Source organism: Streptomyces sp. 135 (assembly GCF_020026305.1).
Taxonomy (GTDB): Bacteria; Actinomycetota; Actinomycetes; order Streptomycetales; family Streptomycetaceae; genus Streptomyces.
On record NZ_CP075691.1, the window covers coordinates 4052767 to 4073955 of the forward strand.

At 71.7% G+C, this 21189-nt stretch carries 20 protein-coding genes; 12 read left to right on the plus strand and 8 right to left on the minus strand.

Annotation, left to right across the window (positions count from 1 at the left end; genetic code table 11):
- Window positions 1-621, minus strand: a complete 621-nt coding sequence (locus KKZ08_RS18235; RefSeq protein ID WP_205036473.1) for a DUF47 family protein — start codon at window positions 619-621, stop codon at window positions 1-3.
- Between the two features lie 199 nt (window positions 622-820).
- Here KKZ08_RS18235 and KKZ08_RS18240 point away from each other — a divergent pair, with 199 nt between their 5' ends.
- A complete protein-coding gene (locus KKZ08_RS18240; RefSeq protein WP_223775475.1) occupies window positions 821-1189 on the plus strand; it encodes a metal-sensitive transcriptional regulator in 369 nt (122 codons plus the stop codon).
- Window positions 1190-1853: 664 nt separating this feature from the next.
- On the opposite strand, the gene KKZ08_RS18245 is transcribed toward KKZ08_RS18240, so the two are convergent.
- Both KKZ08_RS18245 and KKZ08_RS18250 read right to left on the minus strand, forming a co-directional pair.
- Window positions 1854-2039, minus strand: coding sequence for a hypothetical protein (locus tag KKZ08_RS18245; RefSeq protein ID WP_223775476.1), 186 nt, complete (start codon window positions 2037-2039; stop codon window positions 1854-1856).
- Between the two features lie 94 nt (window positions 2040-2133).
- The gene (locus KKZ08_RS18250; RefSeq protein ID WP_223775477.1) at window positions 2134-2967 is read right to left on the minus strand and encodes a hypothetical protein; all 834 of its coding nucleotides are present in this window, start codon (window positions 2965-2967) and stop codon (window positions 2134-2136) included.
- Between the two features lie 137 nt (window positions 2968-3104).
- Between KKZ08_RS18250 and KKZ08_RS18255 the strand changes: the two genes are divergently transcribed.
- Together KKZ08_RS18255 and KKZ08_RS18260 are read left to right on the plus strand one after the other, a co-directional pair.
- Window positions 3105-3284: a hypothetical protein gene (locus tag KKZ08_RS18255; protein WP_223775478.1), complete on the plus strand. Its 180-nt coding sequence runs from the start codon at window positions 3105-3107 to the stop codon at window positions 3282-3284.
- Between the two features lie 56 nt (window positions 3285-3340).
- A complete protein-coding gene (locus KKZ08_RS18260; RefSeq protein WP_223775479.1) occupies window positions 3341-4909 on the plus strand; it encodes an FAD-binding oxidoreductase in 1569 nt (522 codons plus the stop codon).
- Between the two features lie 22 nt (window positions 4910-4931).
- Here the strand turns inward: KKZ08_RS18260 and KKZ08_RS18265 are convergent, their stop codons facing one another.
- From KKZ08_RS18265 to KKZ08_RS18275, 3 genes are all read right to left on the minus strand, one after another.
- Window positions 4932-5648 carry a phosphatase PAP2 family protein gene (locus KKZ08_RS18265; protein ID WP_223775480.1) on the minus strand — a complete coding sequence of 239 codons (717 nt, stop codon included), beginning with the start codon at window positions 5646-5648 and terminating at the stop codon, window positions 4932-4934.
- Window positions 5649-5896: 248 nt separating this feature from the next.
- Entirely contained in the window at window positions 5897-6913 is a 1017-nt protein-coding gene (locus KKZ08_RS18270) for a bifunctional lytic transglycosylase/C40 family peptidase (protein ID WP_276573897.1), read from the minus strand.
- Between the two features lie 616 nt (window positions 6914-7529).
- Window positions 7530-8459, minus strand: coding sequence for an XRE family transcriptional regulator (locus tag KKZ08_RS18275; RefSeq protein WP_223775482.1), 930 nt, complete (start codon window positions 8457-8459; stop codon window positions 7530-7532).
- Between the two features lie 153 nt (window positions 8460-8612).
- Between KKZ08_RS18275 and KKZ08_RS18280 the strand changes: the two genes are divergently transcribed.
- A complete protein-coding gene (locus KKZ08_RS18280) occupies window positions 8613-9287 on the plus strand; it encodes a hypothetical protein (RefSeq protein WP_223775483.1) in 675 nt (224 codons plus the stop codon).
- Window positions 9288-9362: 75 nt separating this feature from the next.
- Here KKZ08_RS18280 and KKZ08_RS18285 read toward each other — a convergent pair whose 3' ends face one another.
- The gene (locus KKZ08_RS18285; protein ID WP_223775484.1) at window positions 9363-9842 is read right to left on the minus strand and encodes a hypothetical protein; all 480 of its coding nucleotides are present in this window, start codon (window positions 9840-9842) and stop codon (window positions 9363-9365) included.
- 364 nt (window positions 9843-10206) lie between these two features.
- Here KKZ08_RS18285 and KKZ08_RS18290 point away from each other — a divergent pair, with 364 nt between their 5' ends.
- From KKZ08_RS18290 to KKZ08_RS18325, 8 genes are all read left to right on the plus strand, one after another.
- Entirely contained in the window at window positions 10207-10917 is a 711-nt protein-coding gene (locus KKZ08_RS18290; RefSeq protein ID WP_223775485.1) for a DUF4232 domain-containing protein, read from the plus strand.
- Between the two features lie 170 nt (window positions 10918-11087).
- A complete protein-coding gene (locus KKZ08_RS18295; protein ID WP_223775486.1) occupies window positions 11088-12821 on the plus strand; it encodes a hypothetical protein in 1734 nt (577 codons plus the stop codon).
- 217 nt (window positions 12822-13038) lie between these two features.
- Window positions 13039-13347 (plus strand): hypothetical protein, encoded by a 309-nt coding sequence (locus tag KKZ08_RS18300; protein WP_055570172.1) that lies wholly within the window; start codon window positions 13039-13041, stop codon window positions 13345-13347.
- A gap of 217 nt (window positions 13348-13564) precedes the next feature.
- On the plus strand, window positions 13565-14407 hold the full coding sequence (locus tag KKZ08_RS18305) for a hypothetical protein (RefSeq protein WP_223775487.1): 843 nt from the start codon (window positions 13565-13567) through the stop codon (window positions 14405-14407).
- Window positions 14397-15737 (plus strand): hypothetical protein, encoded by a 1341-nt coding sequence (locus KKZ08_RS18310; RefSeq protein WP_223775488.1) that lies wholly within the window; start codon window positions 14397-14399, stop codon window positions 15735-15737. Before KKZ08_RS18305 ends, KKZ08_RS18310 begins: the two co-directional genes overlap by 11 nt.
- The gene (locus tag KKZ08_RS18315; RefSeq protein ID WP_223775489.1) at window positions 15734-17293 is read left to right on the plus strand and encodes an SCO6880 family protein; all 1560 of its coding nucleotides are present in this window, start codon (window positions 15734-15736) and stop codon (window positions 17291-17293) included. The genes KKZ08_RS18310 and KKZ08_RS18315 overlap by 4 nt, the downstream gene beginning before the upstream one ends.
- Window positions 17294-17355: 62 nt before the next feature.
- A complete protein-coding gene (locus KKZ08_RS18320) occupies window positions 17356-18741 on the plus strand; it encodes an ATP-binding protein (protein ID WP_223775490.1) in 1386 nt (461 codons plus the stop codon).
- Window positions 18731-20338 carry a type VI secretion protein gene (locus KKZ08_RS18325; RefSeq protein ID WP_223775491.1) on the plus strand — a complete coding sequence of 536 codons (1608 nt, stop codon included), beginning with the start codon at window positions 18731-18733 and terminating at the stop codon, window positions 20336-20338. The genes KKZ08_RS18320 and KKZ08_RS18325 overlap by 11 nt, the downstream gene beginning before the upstream one ends.
- A 19-nt stretch (window positions 20339-20357) precedes the next feature.
- Here KKZ08_RS18325 and KKZ08_RS18330 read toward each other — a convergent pair whose 3' ends face one another.
- On the minus strand, window positions 20358-21113 hold the full coding sequence (locus KKZ08_RS18330; protein WP_223775492.1) for a TetR/AcrR family transcriptional regulator: 756 nt from the start codon (window positions 21111-21113) through the stop codon (window positions 20358-20360).
- Between the last annotated feature and the right edge of the window lie 76 nt (window positions 21114-21189).

The following is a 21189-nucleotide window of genomic DNA, read 5'->3' on the forward strand; positions in this document are numbered from 1 at the left end:
TCAGGACTCCTTGACCGCGATGGTCTCCACAGTGTTCGCCACGTGCTCGAAGGCGTCGGCGGCCTCTTCCAGCACATCCACGATCTGCTTCAGCTTCAGCACCTCGATGGCGTCGTACTTGCCGTTGAAGAGCTGGGCCAGGAGCTTGCGGTGGATCTGGTCGGCCTGGTTCTCCAGGCGGTTGACCTCGATCCAGTACTCGGTGAGGTTCTCCATGGTCCGCAGGTTCGGCATGGCCTCGGCGGTCAGCTCGGCGGCCCGCGCGAGGACCTCGATCTGCTGCTCGACGCCCTTGGGGAGTTCCTCGACCTGATAGAGGACGACCAGGTCGACGGCCTCCTCCATGAAGTCCATGATGTCGTCCAGGGACGACGCGAGGTTGTAGATGTCCTCGCGGTCGAACGGCGTGATGAACGAGGAGTTCAGCTGGTGGAAGATCGCATGCGTCGCGTCGTCTCCCGCGTGTTCCGCGGCCCGCATACGCTCTGCGATCTCGGCCCGTGCGGAAGAGTCCGCTCCGAGCAGTTCCATGAGGAGCTTCGAGCCCGTGACGATGTTGTCCGCGGATGCGGCGAACATGTCGTAGAAGCTCGTCTCCCTGGGGGTCAGACGAAAGCGCACGTGGGGTCCTCGGGGTGCTCTGGATGCGGTCAGGCTGATGCTAGGCGCATCATCCGGCCACGGCTAACCGGCCGCCCCCCAGTGTCGCCCATCAGGCACAGTGATCAGCACACCCCCCGAGAAATCGGCTAAGATATACCCACCAGGGGTATACGGATCAGCAGTAATGCCCCATGCCCCTTTCCAGGAGGAGGACGCGATGACGACCACCGACGCGGCAGCGGTGACCACGGAGGCGGCCGAAGCGCCCTCCGCGCCCGCGGATCACGGTGACCACGCTCACGGCGTGCACGGGTACCACAAGCAGAAGGACGAACACCTCAAGCGCCTGCGGCGGATCGAGGGCCAGATCCGCGGCCTCCAGCGCATGGTCGAGGAGGACGTCTACTGCATCGACATACTGACCCAGGTCTCGGCGAGCACGAAGGCCCTCCAGAGCTTCGCCCTCCAGCTCCTCCAGGAGCACCTGCGGCACTGCGTGGCCGACGCGGCGGTCAAGGGCGGCACGGAGATCGAGGCGAAGGTAGAGGAAGCGACGAAGGCGATCGCACGGATGCTCCGCACCTGACGCTCCGCGGGATCGACGGTGTGGGGGGCTGTGGTCGCCGGGGGGTGAGCAGGGCTCCCGGGGCTGCGCGCCCCGTAGGCGGGGCTGTGGTCGCCGGGGGGTGAGCAGGTCTCCCGGGGCTTTGCGCGTCGCAGGCGGGGCGGGGGCCGCTCCCGGGGGCCGCGCGCCCCGTCCCCCGGAAGTTACCCACGCCGGGCCGGGCCGCTCCCGGGAGCCGCCCTCCCCGCACGCCGGGCGGAGTTACCCCGCGCGACATCGCACCGCCGGGCTCCGCCCCCGCAGTGCTTTCCCACCCACCCACCCGTTTACCCGGCAGCACACAGCGAGGTCAACACACCCAGCGCACCACTCGACGCCGGGTAACGGGCGGGTGGGTGGGAGACTTCGCCGCGCAGCGGCGCACAGTCAGCCCACCGACGACGGCCGACAGAACGAACCCGCCCCGCCCGAACACCACTCACCCCCGGTAACGGGCGGGTGGGTGGGCGGGCGCGATCGCCGCGCAGCGGCGGACGGTGAAGCCACCGACAACCGCCGGCAGAACAAACCCCCAGCCCAAACCCCACTCACCCCCGGGCAACGGGTGGGAGACATCGCCGCGCAGCGGCGGACAGTCACCCCACCGACGGCCGCCGGCAAGAAGCACCCCCAGGCCAACCGCAGGCTAAGCCCGCTCATCCGCCGGAGGCTCCCGTACGTCCCAAACCCTCAGCACCTCGTCGATCCGGTCGAAGCTCAACCGCTCGGCCGCCGCGCTCGCCGCGATGATGAGGTCGCCGCACAGCTCGATCTCGGCGAGGGCGACGTGGTCCTGAACCGCCGTACCACCACGCATCGGAGCCACGTTCATCACCTCTTCCTGACCCGTACCGACTTCCTAGAGTAGGGAGCGGCCTACACACCGCGCATGGCACGGACGGACCATTTCCACCAGTCGTACGCGACTAGGGAGCGGCGATCTTCCCGGCGAAGATGTCCTTCTCGGCCGGAAGTCGCACCCCCACCGGCACCCCGAAGTCGTAGAGCAGCGTGGTCGACGCCACATCGGCGTTGGAGACGGTGAACTGCTGGCGCAGCTTCCGCACCCGCCCCCGGTCATCGAGGTAGACGTCGAAAGGGACACTCCCCCCGCTGAACCCTTTCGCTGCCGCCGCACCCACCGCACCGCGCTGACCTGCGGAAGCAGCCTTCGCCGCGGCCCGCAGATCGACGACCCCGCGGTAGTGCCGCACCTCGGTCCCGGCGACCCGCTCCTCCCCCACGTACGTCACGTCCCGCGCCCCGCGCAGCAGTTCCGCCGCCGCGAGGGGATCCGTGGCACCCCCGGTGACGAGATTGCCGTCGGAGAGCGAACGTGTCTCGATCCGCACCCACTTGTCGGCGGGCACCCCGGCCCCCCGGTTCTTCATGTAGAGCGCGCCGCCGGACATCAGCTCGGTGATCGGCCGCCGCGCCCGCCCCCCGGCGGGGTCCTGCGGCAGGACCACGTCGAACCGCCCGCGCTGCTCCCGGAAGTCGTAGACGCCCGCGCCCCGCACGGTCACGCGCGTCCCGCCGCTGGCCATCTCCATGGACGTACGCGCCTTGGAACTGCCCGCCCGGACCAACGCGTCGGCGGAGCGCCGCACCACGTCCCCGGCGCTCGCGTCCTTCCCCGGGGCCTCGGCACCGCTGCCGTCGGCGGCCGCCCCGCCGGAGCAGCCGGTGGCGACGGCCATCAGCCCCGCGGCCGCGACCGCGGTGATCGCTCGGCCCCTGTGCCTGCGCTGCTGCCCCATCCTGGCTGCCTCCAAGCGGTCCCGCGCTTGTGGATCCCCCGTCGTTCCCCTAACGACCGGTGCGTTGAGCCGTCACGCCGAGGGCCGGGACCCGGAGCGGCCCGGGGCACTTCACCCGGGGTCGGTACGGTGGCCCGGTGGCCGATCAGGAAGACCTCACATCAGAGCTCGCCGCCGACATCGCGTCCCACCGCGTCTCGACGGTCGAGAAGGGCCGTTTCATATCCGCCCAGTGCTCCTGCGGCTGGCGCGGCCCGGCCCGCAGGGCGCGCAGCAAGGCCCGTACGGACGCGGCCGAACATGAGGAGTCCCCCTAGGGGAACCCGCCCGCCCCGCGCACCGTCTCGTTCACCGGGAAGCAACGGGAGGCGTCATGGAACGACGTACGTTCATCGGTACGACGGCGGCCACGCTGGCCTCGGCGACGGTCGGCGGCTGCACGAGCGAGGGCTCACGGGCGGGCGCGGCGACACCACGCACCGGCAGCGGCGGCAGCGCCTCCCTGCGGACCTCCAGCGCCGCCGCGAGCGCCCCGGCGACCCTCGCGGCCCTCGCAAGGGGCCTGGACGGCACTCTCGTACGGCCCGGCGAGGCCAAGTGGGCGGCGGCCCGGCAGCTGTACAACACGCGCTTCGACGACCTGAGGCCCACCGCCGTGGCGTACGTCGCGCACCAGGACGACATCCGCACCGCCCTCGCCTACGCCCGCGCCCACCGCACCCCGGTCGCGATACGCAACGGCGGCCACTCGTACGCCGGTTGGTCCTCCGGCACCGGCCGGCTGGTCATCGACGTGTCGAAGCTGAGCAAGATACGGGCGAGCGGGACCACCGCCACGATCGGCGCGGGCGCCAAGCTGATCGACGTCTACCGCTCGCTCGCCGCGAAGGGCGTGACGATCCCCGCGGGCTCCTGTCCGACCGTCGGCATATCCGGGCTCACCCTCGGCGGCGGCCACGGCGTGGTCTCCCGCGCGTACGGCCTGACCTGCGACAGCCTCACCTCCGCGAAGATCATCACGGCGGACGGCAAGCAGCTCACCGCCTCCAGGACGGAGAACAAGGACCTCTTCTGGGCGCTGCGCGGCGCGGGCAACGGCAACTTCGGCGTCGTCACCGAGCTGTCCTACCGCACGCACACCGCGCCCCAGGCCGTCTCCGCGTACATGTCCTGGCCCTGGTCGAAGGCGGCCGCCGTCGTCAAGGCGTGGCAGGCGTGGGGCCCGGACCAGCCGGACGAGATCTGGTCCTCCCTCCACCTGGCGAACACCCCGGGCGGCACCCCGACCGTCTCCGTCGCCTGCTTCTCGCTGGGCACGTACGGCGAACTCCAGAACGCCGTCGACCGCCTCGCCGACAAGGTCGGTGCCTCCGCGCGCAGCGTCTCCCTGAAGCGGCGTACGTACGAGGAGGCGATGGAGGTGTACGCGGGCTGCTCGTCGTTCGCCACCGACGCCCAGTGCCACCTGCCCGGCGCGACGCCGGGGCGCAGTCCGCAGGGCGCCCTCAAGCGGGAGACGTACGCGGCGGGTTCGGACTTCTTCGACCGCTCGCTCTCGGCGGCGGGCATCCGCACGCTGCTCTCGCAGGTCGAGAACGTGACGGGCGCGAGCGCCGGCAGCATCGCGCTGACCGCGCTCGGCGGCGCGATCAACCGCGTCGACCCGACGGCGACGGCCTTCGTGCACCGCCGCTCGCGGATGCTGGCGCAGTACATCGCGTCGTGGCGGGCGGGGACGTCGGGGACACCGGCACGCGCGTGGCTGAAAAAGGCGCACGGGGCGATGGGGCGGTACGCGTCGGGCGCGGCGTACCAGAACTACACGGACTCCACGCTGACGAACTGGCGCGAGGCGTACTACGGCGCCGCGGCGCCGCGCCTGAAGAAGCTGAAGAAGCAGTACGACCCGAACCGTTTCTTCGACTTCCCGCAGGCGCTGTGAGCCGCGCGGGCGTGCGCACGTCCTAGGCCGCGAGGTCCCGCTCGTCCGGGTCCGCCGCGGCCTCGGCGGGCGACGGCGCCTGCTCGCTCAGCGGCGCGGCCACCGGCCCGACCTTGCGGTCCCACACCAGCCACCCCACGTGCCGGGACCGCCCGACCGCCCTGGCGAGCGGCGTGAGCAGCGCCATGGCGAGCGGGGACAGGAGCAGGGCGACGGCCGTGCCGAGCGCGAAGCCGCCGATGACGTCCGTGGGGTAGTGCACGCCCATGAAGACCCGGCAGAAGCCCTCCAGGGCGGCGAGCCCGAGGCCGATCAGCCCGAACTTGCGGTGGGCGACGAAGAGTCCGGCGCCGATGGCCATGGCGAGCGTCGCGTGGTCGCTGACGAAGGAGAAGTCGTCCTTGCCCTCGACCAGGACGTGGAGCCCGCTGTGGTCGCGGAAGGGGCGCGGCCGTTCCACGAAGCCTCTGATGGGGACGTTGACGAGGACCGCGATCCCGGCGGCCAGCGGCGCCCAGACGACGGCGGCGACCGAGGAGGCGGCGTCGTCGAGCGTGCCCCGCTTCCGCCGGCCCCACCAGCACCACACCACGAGCAGCACGAGGGCGAGCAGCAGGCCGTACTCCCCGACGAACGCCATGGCGCGGTCGAGCCAGTGCGGGGTCTCCTGTGTCAGGCCGTTGATGTCGTAGAGCAAGCCGACGTCGGGGTTCGACCCGGATTCATCGAGTCCAGCCATGGCGCTGCGGCCCCTTGTCTCCTAGCCCATGGGCGCACCTTTCTGTGCGCCCTTTCCATCAACCCCCGTGGTCGGTCCCGTCAAGGGAACGCGTGGTCCCCACCCCTACGTTCCACTCTCCACCGAAAGATCACCCAGACGTTACCGAAGAGAGACACATCACCGCAGCTCAGAGAAGTGTTTTGACGGAGAGTTCAAGCCACATCACCCCGCGCGCACGCCTCCGTTCGCGCCCCTTCGCGCCCCCGTCAGGCCGCAGCCGGTCCTGACGGGAGCGCCGCCGCGCCCTCGTCCGTGACACGAGTCGCGCCAAAATAGTCCGGCGTGTCGATCGGGTCGAAGCGGATCACCGCGCCGGCCCGCGGGGCGTTGATCATGTACCCGCCGCCGACGTAGATCCCGACGTGCCGGATCGCGCGCGAGTTGGTGAGGTCGTCCGAGAAGAAGACCAGGTCCCCGGGGAGCAGCTCCTCGCGTTTGGGGTGCGGCCCCGCGTTGTACTGGTCGTTGGCGACGCGCGGCAGCGTGACGCCGACGGTGCGGTAGGCGGCGAGGGTCAGGCCGGAGCAGTCGAAGCGGCCGTTCTGCTCGGGTGTGCCGTTGCCGCCCCACAGGTAGGGGGTGCCGAGCTTCTTCTGCGCGAAGGCGATCGCCCCGGCCGCCTGCTCCGAGGGCTGCACGCGCCCCGTGGGCCGGGCGAAGCTCTTCGAGAGCGTGGTGATCGTCTTCACGTAGTTCTGCGTCTCGCGGTAGGGCGGCACGCCGCCGTACTTGAGGACGGCGTACGCCCCCGCGTTGTACGCGGCGAGCATGTTCTTGGTGGGGTCGCCCGGGGCGTCCTTCACATAGCCCGCGAGCTTGCAGTCGTACGAGGCCGCGGAGGGGATGGCGTCCTCCGGGTCCCAGACGTCCCGGTCGCCGTCGCCGTCACCGTCGACGCCGTGCGCGGCCCAGGTCCCGGGGATGAACTGCGCTATCCCCTGCGCCTTGGCCGGGCTCTTCGCGCGCGGGTTCCACCCGCTCTCCTGGTAGAGCTGGGCGGCGAGCAGCGCGGGGTTGATGGCCTTGCAGAGATTGCCCCACTTCTGCACGAGGGGCTGATACGTCGCGGGCACGGCACCCTTGGCGAGCCCGACGGAACCGCCGCTCGCGCCGCCCGCGATGCTCCCCGCGGCCATGTAGGTCCCGAGGACGAGCAGCGCGATGAAGCCGAGGGCCCCGCCGAACCCGACGGACGCGACCAGCCAAGCCTTACGCACCGTCAACCACCCCTCACCCACCGGGAGTCCACTCCACCGCCGCTCAGTGTAGAGGCCGCGTACGACAGCGGCAGGCTCCAGCAGCGGACGACCCGGCCGAGGACGTCGAGGCCGCCCAGCGGATGCAGTCAGCGCCCTGAGTCCCGGGACTGCCGCCATGGGATGCCGGGCGTGACCTCGGCCCACAGCAGTTTCCCCGCGTGGGCCGTCCCTACGGTGTAAGCCCCCCCAGCGGTCCGCGCAAGCTCGCACGAGGTGCAGCCCCCGCCCGTTCTCCGCCATGTCCCACCGGCAAGGTCGAACTCACCGAAAGCAGCGACCCCAGCGGAGCGATACTCACCGCCACCTCCGCCGCCTTCGCCGCGCCGCCCCAAAGGACGAGCAGGGCCCCGGCCCCTGGATCGAGATCGCCTACGGCGAGGGTGACGCCGGCCACCTCCGGGAGACCAGCGCCCCGGAGAACGTCGTCACGACCACCCGGGAGAAGTGGAACGCCTGTCCGGGACAGCCCCGAAGCCGTCCCGGACAGGGGAATCCGTTGCCCGCCGCCCCGCCCGGTGACAGCCTCGGTGCCGGACCCGGCGAGGGGTTCATCGGGGGGACCCTCGCCGGGCCGGAGCGGTCACGGCCGGGCGCCGCGCCGGATGAGGAACCGCTGCGCGTCGGCGCCGCCGCACCGCCCGAGCACCGCCTCCGCCCCTTCGACCGCGACGCCGTTCACGCCCACGCACCGCCCGTCCTCGAGCCGCAGCACATACGCCTCACCCCGCTGTTCGACCGAGAGCCGCGCCGCCGCCGCGCAGTCGTCCCAGGGCTCCAGGAAGCCCTTCGCGGCGCCCTTCGCCGGGGCGACGAGGCAGCCGGGGCCGTGCTCCGGGTGCCGCCAGCGGACGCGGTACGCGCCGCCGCCGAGCGGTTCCAGCTCGGTCGTGGGCGGCACCGCCTCCCCGCAGGGCCGGAACACCGCGATATGGCTCCGGTACCGCCCCTTCCTGTCCCGTCCGTCGGTGAGGCAGAGCCCGGCCGCCCGCAGCGGCTGCACCCGTACGACACCGGACGGCACGCTCACCGCCTTCGCGGAGCGGGACGGCGCGGGGTCGCTCGGCTCGTCGGAGGCGTTCAGCGCCGAGGCGCCCACCGCCGCGAGGGCCACCACGGCGATCACCCCGGCGGCGAGAGTGAGGGCGCGCGGCCGCTTCCAGGCGGGCGTGGGGGCCGCGGCGACGGGAGCGGGCCCGGCCGCCGGATCAGGGGCGGGCGGTGGCGCCGCCTCGCCCGACGCCACACGGTCCCGCGCCGCGAGCCACGCCCCGACCCGCTCCTCCCCCTCGCACACGCGGACCAGCGCCTCCACCAGCTCCGCCTTCGGCAGCGCCGAGCGGGACAGCGCCCCGGCGACCGTGCTCCGGGGCAGCAGGTCCCCGCGCTCGGCGGCACGGAGCTCCAACTGACGGTACGTGAGGCCGGACGCCTCCTTCACCTGCCGCAGCAGCGCGACGAACTCGGCCGGCGTACGGGCCCGCTCGGGCCTCGCACCGCCCTGGTGCTCCATGGTCGACTGGCTCCTTCCGCTTCCCGCCCCGCGCGACCACCGGCCGATCGCGCCACTGTCCGGGAAGAGCCCCCGTCCCGGGAAGAGACCGAGTGTCGCCGCCGTCCGGCACCGCCACAAGAGCGCTTCCCGTCAGTTGCTACCGTCCGGGCCATGCCTCACACCCCGGAACCACCGGCCGACCACACCGCCCCCGTCACCGCCGACGACGTCACCCGCGCCGTCCGCCTCGCCGTCGCCACCCTGCGCGGGGCACCGGACGACGCCGACTGGAGCGCCAAGGCGGGCGGTCTGGAGTGGGACTGCTGGGAGACGGGTGAACACCTGGCGGACGACCTCTTCGCCTACGCCGCCCAACTCGGCCCGGAACATCCCCCTTTGGACGGCGTGGTCCCCTTCCACTGGGTCAGCCGGACGCCGGGCGGCCCGGCCAACGTCACCCTCGCCGACCCCGCGGCCGGTCCCGCGGGGCTGCTCCAGGTCGTGGAGGCGTGCGGCGCGCTGCTGACCGCCATGGTCGCCACCACCCCGCCGACCGTCCGATCCCACCACGCCTTCGGCGCCTCGGACCCCGAGGGCTTCGCCGCGATGGGCGTCGTGGAGACCCTCGTACACACGTACGACATCGCGAACGGACTCGGCATCGGCGACACCTGGGACCCGCCCGCCGCCCTCTGCGCCCGCGTCCTGCATCGCCTCTTCCCCGACGCCCCGACGGACACCGACCCGTGGCCCACGCTTCTGTGGGCGACCGGCCGCGGCGAACTCCCCGGCCGGGCACGCCTGACCTCGTGGCGGTGGTACGGGGCGCCGCGCGCCGAGTCGTAGGCCGTCCTGGGCGGCCATAGGTGCTCCTAGGGCCCCTAAGCGGTCCTAGGCGGTCCTAGGCGGTCCTAGGCGGTCCTAGGCGACGAACTCGTCCGTCAGCACACAGCCGTCCACCAGCGCGGGCGCCGTCGTGACGTCCCCCGTCGGCCGGAAGTTCGGATTGCAGTTGAGGACCATCAGGCCCGACGCCGACAGGTCGCGGATCGTCCCGCCGTCGGGCGCGATCACGGCGAAGTCCTTGCCGATCGCGAAGCCGCCCTTGATGGCGGCGCGTTCGTCCCTCTTCATGCGCTCGGCCACGTCCGCCTTGTAGGCGCTCTGGAACCGCTCCATGCCGTCGGTGCCGTCGGTCTTGAACACGCGGATGTAGCCGTGCCCGCCGTCGTCGCACGTGCCGCGGAACCGCACACCCCACGAGGCGTCGAACTTCTCGTCCATGGGGTAGTAGCGCTCGTCCGACGGGTCGATGCTGTAGCGCTCGCAGGTCGTGAAGCGCTGGAGGTACTCGCCCGCGGCCATCACGGTGCCGGCCTCGGGCATGTTGTCCAGCATCATCTTCTGCCGGACCTCGGGCCCGCCGCTGGCGCCACCATTCCGGCCGGGGTTCGCATCGCCCGCGTCACTGGCGCCGTCGCCGCCCGAGGTACCGCCCCCGCCCGAGACACTGCGGCGAGCGTGCGAAGAGGCGCGGGAATAATCATGTCCATGATCATAACCGTCCCATGGCGACGTCCCAGGGAACGGCCATAACACCAGGTCAGACCCACCGTGGCCGTTCCAGCGTCCCTGATCACCCGGCACTCCTTGCCCCCGCCGATCAGGGGCGGCTTCGCTGTGAGCCAGGCCGGAACGCACGGCCTCGTCACGACGTACGACACCCGCCGTATCGGACGACACCACGCACCTCACGGGGGATCCCATGAAGCTCAAGCACGCCTCGAAGACCCTGCTCGCCGGCCTCACGCTCCTCGGCGCGCTCTCGCTCACCGCCTGCAACGGTGACGACGGCTCGGGCGCGTCCTCCTCGGCCGGCACGAAGCCGAGCGCGGCCTCGGACGACGCGGGGACGGGCAGCGGCGGCTCCGGCTCCTCGGGCTCCGACTCTTCCGGCTCCGACTCTTCCGGCTCCGGCTCATCGGGCTCGGGCTCCTCCGACGGCGGCTCCGGCTCCGGCTCCGGCTCCGGCCAGAACGGCAAGGCCGGCAGCTGCCGCAGCGACGAGCTGGAGGTGACCGCCCACGACAACAGCACCGACAAGGCGGAGGGCGTCGTCACCGTCGTGTTCAAGAACGGCGGCGGCCGCGACTGCACCATCAACGGCTACGCGGGCGTCGACCTGAAGTCGGCCATGGGCGACACGCTCTCCGTCGAGCGCAACGGCGAGCAGCCTCACTCCGCCGTCCTCAAGGACGGCGAGTCCGCCGCCTTCAACATCACGTTCCCGGTCAACAACAGCGGCGGCTCCGGCGTACGCATCGCCAAGATCCTGGTGACCCCGCCCGGCGAGACGAAGACCGTCACCATCGCCTGGCCCGCCGGGTCCCTCCCGGTGAGCGGCGAGGGCTCGTCGAGCGGCCCGAAGCTCGCGGTCGGCCCGGTCGGCAAGGTCAGCGACTCCCCCGCTGGCTGAGGCACGGAAGTGCCCCCTGGTGCCAGGGAAACCCCTGGTCACAGGGGGCAGAGCCGTCCCGCCGACCCCCGATTGACGTGGCCTCAACCGGGCCCGATGGTGGGTGAATTGGGTGTTGTGCGGCCTACGGGTGCGGCAGGGCGCGCGGTCACGGCCGGGGGGAGCCGACCATGGAACGAGAGCCAAGGGACCAGCGTGCCGCGGGACCCGGCGGCGAGGGCAGGGGCGAGGGCAAGTGCGACGCCCCGGGGCAGTTCGGACCACCCTCGCATGCATCCCCGTACGCACCTCCGTCCGCATCCCCGCACACACCTCCGCACGCACCCCCGCAGGCGCATCCGTCCGCACCTCCGTCCGCACCCCAGGACCCACCACCCCCGCCCCCACTGCCCGCCCAGCCACCGGACAGCGCTCCCGAGCGGCCCGGCGGCCCCCTCCGGCCCCTGGCCGTCGCCCTGCTCAACCTCACCGGCCTGGGCCTCGGCTACCTCCTGCTGCGGCGGCCGATCCTCACCGCGCTCTGCTGCGCCGCGACCGCGGCCCTGCTCCTCGTCGCCCTGCCCGCCGACGTCGACGGCGTCCCCGGTGGCCTCCTCGTCGGCTATGCCGCCCTCCTGGCCCTGGCCGCCGCCCACGGCGCGCTGCGGGCCGTCCGCGACCGCGGCCACTGGCCGCTGCGCGCGCCCCTCGCCGCCGGGCTCGGCGTCGCCCTGCTCGCCGTACCCGCCGGTGGCGCCTTCGCGTACGAGAGCGCGCGGGACGAGGCGGTCGAACAGATGCTCCTCGACCGCCTCGCCAAGGCCGACCGCACCGTCGCGGGCCTCGACGGGCAGCCCTTCGACGGCCCCGCCGAGACGAAGTACACCAAGGCCCTCCGCGTCTACCGCTCCCTCGCCGAGGACCACCCCGGCTCGAAGGCCGCCGGCCGCCTGCCCGACAGCCTCGGCGCCTACTACCGCTCCGTCGCCGCCCCCTACGCCGCCCGGCGCTACTGCGAAGCCGTCACCCCGCTCACCCACCTGCGGACCGTCCCCCGCACCCTCGGCGCCCCCGGCAAGGACCACCTCGGCACCCTCGCCACCTGGCCGGACGGCCGCCTCGCCACCTCGCTCTACGCATGCGGAACCGACGCGCTCGGCCGCCCCGCCGCCGACGCCCCGCTCGGCGAACTCCTGCGCACCTTCCCCACGTCGGACCAGGCCGCGAAGGTGGAACCCGCCCTCCGCGACGCCATCGGCGCCCGTACGGCCGCGCTCAAGGGCAAGGACCCCTGCCCCGCCGTCGAGGAACTGCGGGCCCTCGGCGCCACCGCGGAAGCCCTGCCCGGCGACGCGGTCGACACCACCGCCCTGCGCGGCGACACCGACCGGGCCGTGGAGCGCGGCGTCTACGCCTGCGGCATGGACGAGTTCGAGGACGCCCGCTTCGCCAAGGCCGCCGCGACCCTGAACGGCTTCGCCAAGGCCTACCCCGCCGGCGAGAAGCGCGACCGCGCCAAGGACGTCGCCATCGCCGCCGAGATCGCCGCGGAACGCCCGAGCGCGGGCCGCCGCCTGCCCCCATCCGGCGCCGTCGGCGGCAGCAAGGTCGACCTCGTCCTCGCCAACCTCGGCCCCGGCGAGCTGGAGGTCCTCTACACCGGCCCCACCACCGGCAGGGTCACGCTCAAGGACTGCGCGTCCTGCCGGATCTTCGCCGCCAAGTCCCAGGGCGACAAGGCCTGCCGGGCCGGCGTCTCGCGCTACCCGAGGACCACCCTCAGGCTGCCCGCCGGTGAATACCACTTCCTCTACAAGCGGGCCACCGTACGCGATCGAGCCGACGGTGCGAGGATCAACCCTGCCTACCGCTACACCGACTGCTCCTTCGTGACCCGGGGGAGCGCCGGTCTCGGACTTACTTAAGTCCTGGTCAGGGGCACGCCGGGCCGTCATTGCCCGGCGTCGTACCGCGTGATACACAGAGTAACCAGACCTCACGCACGAGGAAACGTACGAAGTCGGCCAACGAATGGCGCCAAGGCGTCATCCGCGGCCGCGATTGTCGGCGAGAATGAGCTGTCCTCTGCACCGAGGTAGGCAGAGGTGGCAGAACAACCCACTAGGGGCGGTGAGTTACAACATGCTTATGGCAGCCGAAAAGGGCGACATCACCACCATCATCGGCGGGATCGCCCCCGACTGGGGTCCCTTCGGGAGTCTGGGCAACGAGGCACGCGTGATGATCGAGGTGGTGATGGCGATCGCCATCCTCCTCTGTCTCGGCATTGCCATCTGGGGCGCGGCGAAGCAACGCATCGGCGCGACGGCGCTGCGGGACACCTTCAGCGCGGAACAGGGCAAGGGCCTGATCATCGCGGGCCTGACCGGAGTCTTCATCATCGGTTCGCTCGGCACACTCTTCACCATCGTGTACGGCATGGCGGTCTAGCGTCCCTCCACCGCCTCTGCCGCGTCCCCCCTCCCCTTCCCTCTCTCTCCCTGTCTCCCCTGTCCCCCTCTCCCCACCCGTCCGTCGTGCCCACCGGCTGAGGTTGCAACTCCCTGATGTCGAGTCACCACACCGCGCCCGCGCGGGAACCAGCACGGCTACCGTCATACGTGTCCTGCGTGACGGTTCAGCGAGAGGTTGAGGGGGCGGTCGCGGCATGAGTCCCGACGACGAGCGGAACGACGGCCTCTTCGGCGGTTCGGGAGAGACCAGGACGAGGCTCCCCGAGGGGGAGGGCGGGGACGACGTCTACGGCGGCGCGCGCAGATCCGCCCGTACCGGGCGGTCCTCCTCCCGGAGCCTGGTGACGGTGGTCGGCGTCGTGGTCCTGCTGATCGCGGCGATCGCCTTCGCCAACCGGGGCGGGGACGAGGACTCCGCGGGCGCCGGCGACCCCAAGAAGCCGGCCGGCTCGGCGACGGCCCCTACGGGGGAGAAGCCGGTCGGGGGCAAGACGGAGGGGATCGCGACCGGCTTCGCCAAGACGGAGCAGGGGGCACAGAGCGCCGCGGCGAACTACGCGGTGGCGCTCGGCTCCGCCGAGATGTTCGACAAGGCCAAGCGCGACGCCATCCTCCGAACCGTCATGGCCCCGGAGAGCCTGTCCAGGTTCCAGAGCGAGCTGGACAAGGCGTACAGCGCGCCCTTCTTCCGGAACGTAGGCCTGAACGAGGACGGATCGACCCCGAAGGACTACCAGTTCGTCTCGCGAACGAGCCCGATCGGCACCAAGGTCACCGACTTCTCGGACGGCAGGGCCACCGCCGAGGTCTGGTGCAGCGGTCTGCTCGGCCTGGCCGGTGAGAAGTCCACCAAGCCGGTCACCAACAGCTGGTTCACGGTCACCATGAAGCTGGCGTGGATCGACGGCGACTGGAAGGCCGTCACGCACTCCCAAAAGGACGGTCCCGCCCCGGTTCCGGGCGATGACCGTGCGTCCAACTCCGACGAGATCGCGAAGGCGGTCGAAGGGTACGGAGGGTTCACGTATGCCCGGTAGCCGCCGTGTACTCAGCCTCAGCGCCACCGTCGCGGCCGTCCAGACCGCGGCGGTCCTCTTCGCGACGCGTGCCTTCGCCGCGCCCGAGCCCAAAGACGACGCCTGCGACCTCATTCACGGCCCCGCCAAGAAGTACTGCGAAAAAGGCCAACGCTCCAGCGGCACGGACAAACTCCCCGCCGACGACCCCATCAGCCCCAGCCTCGACCCCCTCAGCTCCCTGGCCAAGGGCTGTGCCGAGGCCGCCTCCTGGACCGTCGACAAGCTCTCCGACGCCGTGAAGGAGACCGCCGACGTCGACTTCACGAACGCCACGTTCCTCCAGCAGTACGCCGTCGTCTTCGCCGCGTCGACCATCCTCACGCTCCTGCTGTGGCTGCTCGCCGTGGCCAAGCGGGCCGTGCGCGGCGTGCCGCTGACCACCGCGATCTCCGAGGCCATCGGATTCCTGTGGCTGACGGTCCTCGCCTCCGCCTTCACGCCGCTGATCCTGTACACCGTCGTCTCGGCCACCGACGGCGTCTCGGACGTCATCGCCAAGGCGACGGGGGGTCAGACCGACCAGTTCTTCGGGACGTTCGCCGGCGCCCTGAAGAAGGGCGAGGACATCGGCGGCGGCCCGATCATGCTGATCGTGGTCTCGCTCGTGTCGATCCTCGCCGCGGGCGTCCTGTGGCTGGAGCTCGTCATCAGGGCGGCGCTCCTCTACGTAGGAGCACTCCTCGGCACCGTCGTCTACGCCGGACTCGTCGACAAGAACCTGTGGTCGCACGTCCGCCGCTGGGCGGGCATCATGATCGCCGTCATCCTCGTCAAACCGATCATCGTCATCGTGCTGGGCCTCGCCGGGGCGCTCTCCGCCGAGGACGGACCCGACGCGTTCTCCGCCGTCGTCTCCGGGCTCTCGATCATCCTGCTCGCCATCTTCGCGAGCGCGATGATCTACCGCTTCGTCCCCGGCTTCGGCGACGAGATCGCCGGCTCCCGCAACAACCGCATCATGCGCGGCGCGGAGAACAAGGCCGCCGCCGTGATCAGCTCCCCGGCCTCCCTCGTCTCCCAGGGCATCAAGACCCACAGCGCCCGGGGCAACGGAAGCGGTGGCGGCGGGAGCAACCAGCCCCGCCCCGCCAACCCCGCCGGCGGCGGCGTCGCCGCCCACAGCAGCCGTCCCACCGGGGGCGGCGGCTCATCGAACGGCGGCGGATCTGTCCCCTCCGCCGCACCCGCGCCGCGCAGCAGCACCAGCGCGACGAACACGCCGCACGCGGGCAACCGCGGCGGCTCCCGCAACAGCAGTACCAACCGCACGGGAGGTGAAGGGCGTTGACGACCCAGTCCCACGTGTCCCAGCCGGTCACGCCCCGCCGCACATATCTGATCGGCCGCGCGCGGCCGAACGCGATCGTCGGCAAGAACCGCGAGACCGGGGAGATCGCCCTCATCATCGTGGGGGCGTTCCTCGGCATGATGTGCGGACTCCTCGTCCCCGTCCTCTCCCTGCGCATCGTGCTGCTCACCGGCCTGCCGATGCTCGCCATCGCGGCGGTGTACGTCCCGTACAAGGGCCGGACGTTCTACAAGTGGTTCGAGATCAACCGCACCTACAAGCGTTCCCTGAAGCGCGGCACCGCCTACCGCTCCGCCGCCCCGGAGGCCGGGGTGAGGCTGGACGGCCGCGAGGTCGAGGTCGGGCCGCCACCCGGCATCGGCCGCATCAGCTGGCTGGCCGCGCCCTTCGGGCCGGATGAGATCGCCGTACTGCTGCACGCCGACCGGCGGACCGTCACCGCCGCGATCGAGATCGAGGGTCCTGGCGTCGGCCTGCGCGACAGCGAGGACCAGGAGGCCCTCGTCGACCGCTTCGGCACGCTCCTCAAGCACGTGGCGAACGGCGACGGCTTCGTCACCCGCCTCCAGATGCTCGCCCGCACCCTGCCCGCCGACCCCGACGCCCACGCCAAGGACGTCGCCGTGCGCGGCGACGACCGGGCCCTGCCGTGGCTCCAGGAGTCGTACGACCAGCTCCAGTCGATGGTGTCGACCAGCAGCGAGCAGCACCGCGCCTACCTCGTCGCCTGCATGCACTACTCCCGTGACCTGGCCGCCGAGGCCCAGGCCATGGCCCGTGCGGCCCGCCCGGTGGGCGGCAGGAAGCTCGACAAGGACGCCGGTCTCGCCGTCGTCATGGCCCGCGAGCTGACCGACATCTGCTCGCGGCTCCAGGAGGCCGACATCCGCGTACGGCAGCCGCTCGGCCAGGGCCGCCTCGCTTCCCTGGTCCACTCCATGTACGACCCGGACCACCCCATCGACCACATCCAGGCGATGACGAAGCGCAACGCCTGGCCCGCCGAGCTCGACGCCACGGAGGCCACCTACCTCCAGGCCAAGACCCGCGAGTCCTCCACCCGCGCCCCCTGGTGCCACGCCACGGCCTGGGTGAAGGAGTGGCCGATGACGCCCGTCGGCGTCAACTTCCTCGCGCCGCTGCTCGTCCACACCCCGGACGTGATCCGCACGGTGGCCGTGACGATGGACCTCGAACCCACCGAAGTCGCCATCGAGCGGATGCTGACCGAGAAGACGAACGACGAGGCGGAGGCGAGCCGCCAGGCCAAGATGAACCGCACGGTCGACCCCCGCGACATCGCCTCGCACTCCCGCCTGGACCAGCGCGGCGAGGACCTGGCGAGCGGCGCGGCGGGCGTGAACCTCGTCGGCTACATCACGGTCTCGTCCCGTTCCCCGGAGGCCCTCGCGCGCGACAAGCGCACCATCCGCGCCTCCGCCGGCAAGTCGTATCTGAAGCTGGAGTGGTGCGACCGCGAGCACCACAGGGCCTTCGTCAACACGCTGCCGTTCGCGACCGGCATCCGACGCTAGAGCGCAAAAGTGCGAGCGCACAATTGCGCTAGACGGTATCGACGTAGAGGCAGGCTGTTGCGATGCGGGATCCGCTGACCGTCCTCACGGACGCCTTCACGTCCTTCCTCTTCGGGAAGGTCGAGACGACCAGGCTTCCGGTGCGTACGTCGACGGGGCAGGCCCAGGCGGTCTACCTCCCGACGGCCGCGCCGGGCCTCGGCGACTCGGGTGTGATCATCGGGCGTGAGGTGTACTCCGGCAAGGGCTACATCTACGACCCCTTCCAGCTGTACGGGCAGCAGCTGCCCGCACCGCACTGGCTGGTGCTCGGCGAGTCCGGCAACGGCAAGTCGGCGCTGGAGAAGACGTACGTCCTGCGGCAGCTGCGGTTCAAGGACCGGCAGGTCGTCGTCCTGGACGCGCAGGGCGAGGACGGCGTCGGCGAGTGGAACCTCATCGCCCAGGAGCTGGGGATAACTCCCATCAGGCTCGACCCGACGGCGGCCCTGGACATGGGCATCCGGCTCAACCCGCTCGACCCGGCGATCACGACGACGGGCCAGCTGGCGCTGCTCCGGACGATCATCGAGGTCGCGATGGGCCACGGCCTGGACGAGCGCTCCGGCTTCGCGCTGAAGGTCGCGCACGCGTACGTGAACGAGACGATCGTGGAGCGGCAGCCGGTCCTCACCGACATCGTCGAGCAGCTCCGCCACCCCGAGCCGGAGTCCGCCGAGGCCATGAACGTCGCCCTGGACGACGTGCGGGCCTGGGGCCTGGACGTGGCGCTGGTCCTGGACCGGCTGGTCGACGGTGACCTGCGGGGCATGTTCGACGGCCCGACGACGGTCGGCATCGACCTGGACGCCCCGCTGATCGTCTTCGACCTCTCGCACATCGACCGGAACTCCATCGCCATGCCGATCCTGATGGCGATCGTCGGCGTCTGGCTGGAGCACACCTGGATCCGGCCCGACCGCAAGAAACGCATCTTCCTGGTGGAGGAGGCGTGGCACATCATCAACTCGCCGTTCGTCGCGCAGCTCTTCCAGCGGCTGCTGAAGTTCGGCCGCCGGCTCGGTCTGTCGTTCGTGGCGGTGGTCCACCACCTGAGCGACGTGGTCGACGGGGCCGCCGCGAAGGAGGCGGCGGCGATCCTGAAGATGGCCTCCACGCGGACCATCTACGCCCAGAAGGCCGACGAGGCGAGGGCGACGGGCCGTGTCCTCGGGCTGCCGAGGTGGGCGGTGGAGATCATCCCGACCCTCACCCCCGGCATCGCGGTGTGGGACGTGAACGGCAACGTCCAGGTGGTCAAGCACCTCATCACGGAGACGGAACGGCCGCTGGTCTTCACGGACCGCGCCATGACGCAGTCGTCGGCCGACCTCGCCGACGACGCCATGCGGGCGGCCGAACTCGAGGCCGAGGAGCGGGCGGCGTACATGGAGCAGCATGCGGGATGACTGGGAGCGCGGCCGCCGGGGCGCGGGTGCCGAGCGGGGTGTTCCGGACGGGCTGCTGCTGGGAGTTCTCGGCTTCCTGCTGGTCTCCACGGTCCTGGTCTGGTCGGCGACGAACCTCGCGGCCCTGTTCGCGCACGGCGCCTGGCCGGACCGGGTGACGTTCGGCCATACGCCGCTGGCGGTACGCCACTTGGTCGGCGACCCGCAGGACCTGCCGGGCGCCTGGCCCGAGACCCCGCCCGCGCAGCTGTCGGGGTACGGGCTGTTCTGGGGCCTGTTCATCGGCCAGTTGATGGTGCTGGTCGTGCTGGCGGTCTTCGTGATGGGGACGGTGGCGAGGTGGCGGGCGGTACGGCGGGCGGCTCGCGCCGAAGGCGCGGCGGGGGCGGTGGTGCGTGTCCGCGCCGGGGGCGAGGAGCTCGCCACGCGTGGTCCAGTTACTCCGGTCACCCCGGACACCCCGGTCGCCCCAGTCACCCCGGACACCCCGGTCGCCCCGGTCACCCCGGCCGCGTCGCCCCCCGAGGGACCTCGTGACAAGGGCACCGAGCCCGGCCCGCACCGCCTCCTGCCCACGCAGCCCGAAGGCCCGGAGCACGGCACCGTCCCCCTGCCCGCACCCCCTGAAAGCCCAGAGCACGGCACCGTCCCCCCGCTCGAGGCGCCCCGCACCCCCCTGATCCTCGGCACCCCGCAGACCCGGCGGCCCCACGCGCTGCGGGCCGTCCAGGACGCCGAGGGCGCGGCCCTGGTCCTGACCTCCGACCCCACCCTGTGGGAGGAGACGAAGGACGCCCGCGCCAAGCTGGGCCCCGTCCTCCTCTACGACCCCTCCCATCTGTGCGACACCCCCGCCCGCATGCACTGGTCCCCCACCTCCGGCTGCCGGGACAAGGCGACGGCCGCCCAGCGCGCCGCCGCTCTCCTGGCCCCGACGAGGCCGACGGCGAGGCTCGACGCCGCCGTGGCGGACCTGGCGGAGACCTTGCTGCGCAGCTTCCTGCACGCCGCCGCGGTGGCCGACAAGCCGATGAAGCACGTCCACCGCTGGGCGCAGGGCACCCAGGTCCAGGAGGCGGTACGCATTCTCCGTACGCACCCCGAGGCCGCGTCCGGCGCCGCGGGCGAACTGGAGGCGGCCCTCACCGCGTATCCGGAACGACGTGACATCGCGCAGGAGTTGACGGCCCGTTCGCTGGCCGCGCTGTTCACCGTGCACGTCCGGGAATCCTGCACACCAAACCGAACTGATGCGCTCACCCTGGATTCCTTCGTGCAGGAAGGGGGCACGCTTTTTGTGGTGGGTGAGGCGATCGAGGATCCCAAGTCCCGCCAAGGCCCGGGTGCCATGCCGCTGCTGACGGCACTCGCCTCCAGCGTGGTCGAGCACGGCCGGCGCATGGCCGAACGGTCATCCTCCGGTCGGCTCGACCCACCAATGACGCTCGTCCTGGAGGACGCCGCCGCCGTGGCGCCGCTCCCTCAGCTCCCGGAGCTGCTCGCCACCGGCGCCGACCGGGGCCTGCCCACCCTGGCGCTGCTCCGCTCCCGCGAACAGGGCAGATCCCGCTGGCCGGACAGCGCACTGCCGGTCTGACGCCCCCGTAAGACCCCGCTCACGCTCCCGCGCCCGCCGGGCCCCCCGCCGCGTCCACCCCGTACAACCGCAGGAAGATCCCGACGCCGTCCCGCACGATCTCCTCCACCTCGGCCTCCGTTAGCGGCAGCGCCCCGAAGTAGGACTCCGCCGTGACACCGCCGCCCACCATGAGCGCGAGGTGCCTGGCCGCCTTGCGCGCGTTCGTCTCGTCGACGGCGAGCAGGCCCTGCCGCCCCAGTTCGAGGAGCCATCGGGCCAGGGCGTCCTGGGATGCCTGAGGACCGATCCGCTGCCACTCCTCCAGGACGTCGGCGGGCAGCCGCCGCCCTTCGGGGATGATCTGGCGTACGACGGAGAAGTGCCCGGGGTGCGCCTCGCTCTGCCCGACCCATTCGCGCGCGAAGTCGAGCAGGTCCTCCTCGACGTCACGCACCTTGCGCAGATGCCGCTCGAAGAGCGCCTCCGTGGCGGCCGTCACCGACTCCGCGCTCTCCAGGAGCACGGCACGGAAGAGGCCCTCCTTGTCGCCGAAGTGGTTGTAGATGGTGCGGGTCGACGCCCCGGCCTCGGCGGCGATCGCGTCGATGCTGGCGCGCGTGTAGCCCTCGCGCCCGAAGACGGTCCGGGCGCCGCTGGTGATCGCCCGGCGCTTCTCCACCGTTCCCTTGCGCGGCGGCTTCCGGTCCACCGCGCCCGCGCCGTCCTTGTCGCGTTCGCCGTCCCTGTCGCGCCCGCTGTCCTTGTCGCGCTCGCTGTCCGCATGGCCCGCCATGGCGCCGCCTCACCTTCCCGCCTCCGAAAAATTACAACGCCCGTTGTAATAACTACAACGCTCGTTGTACTTTACT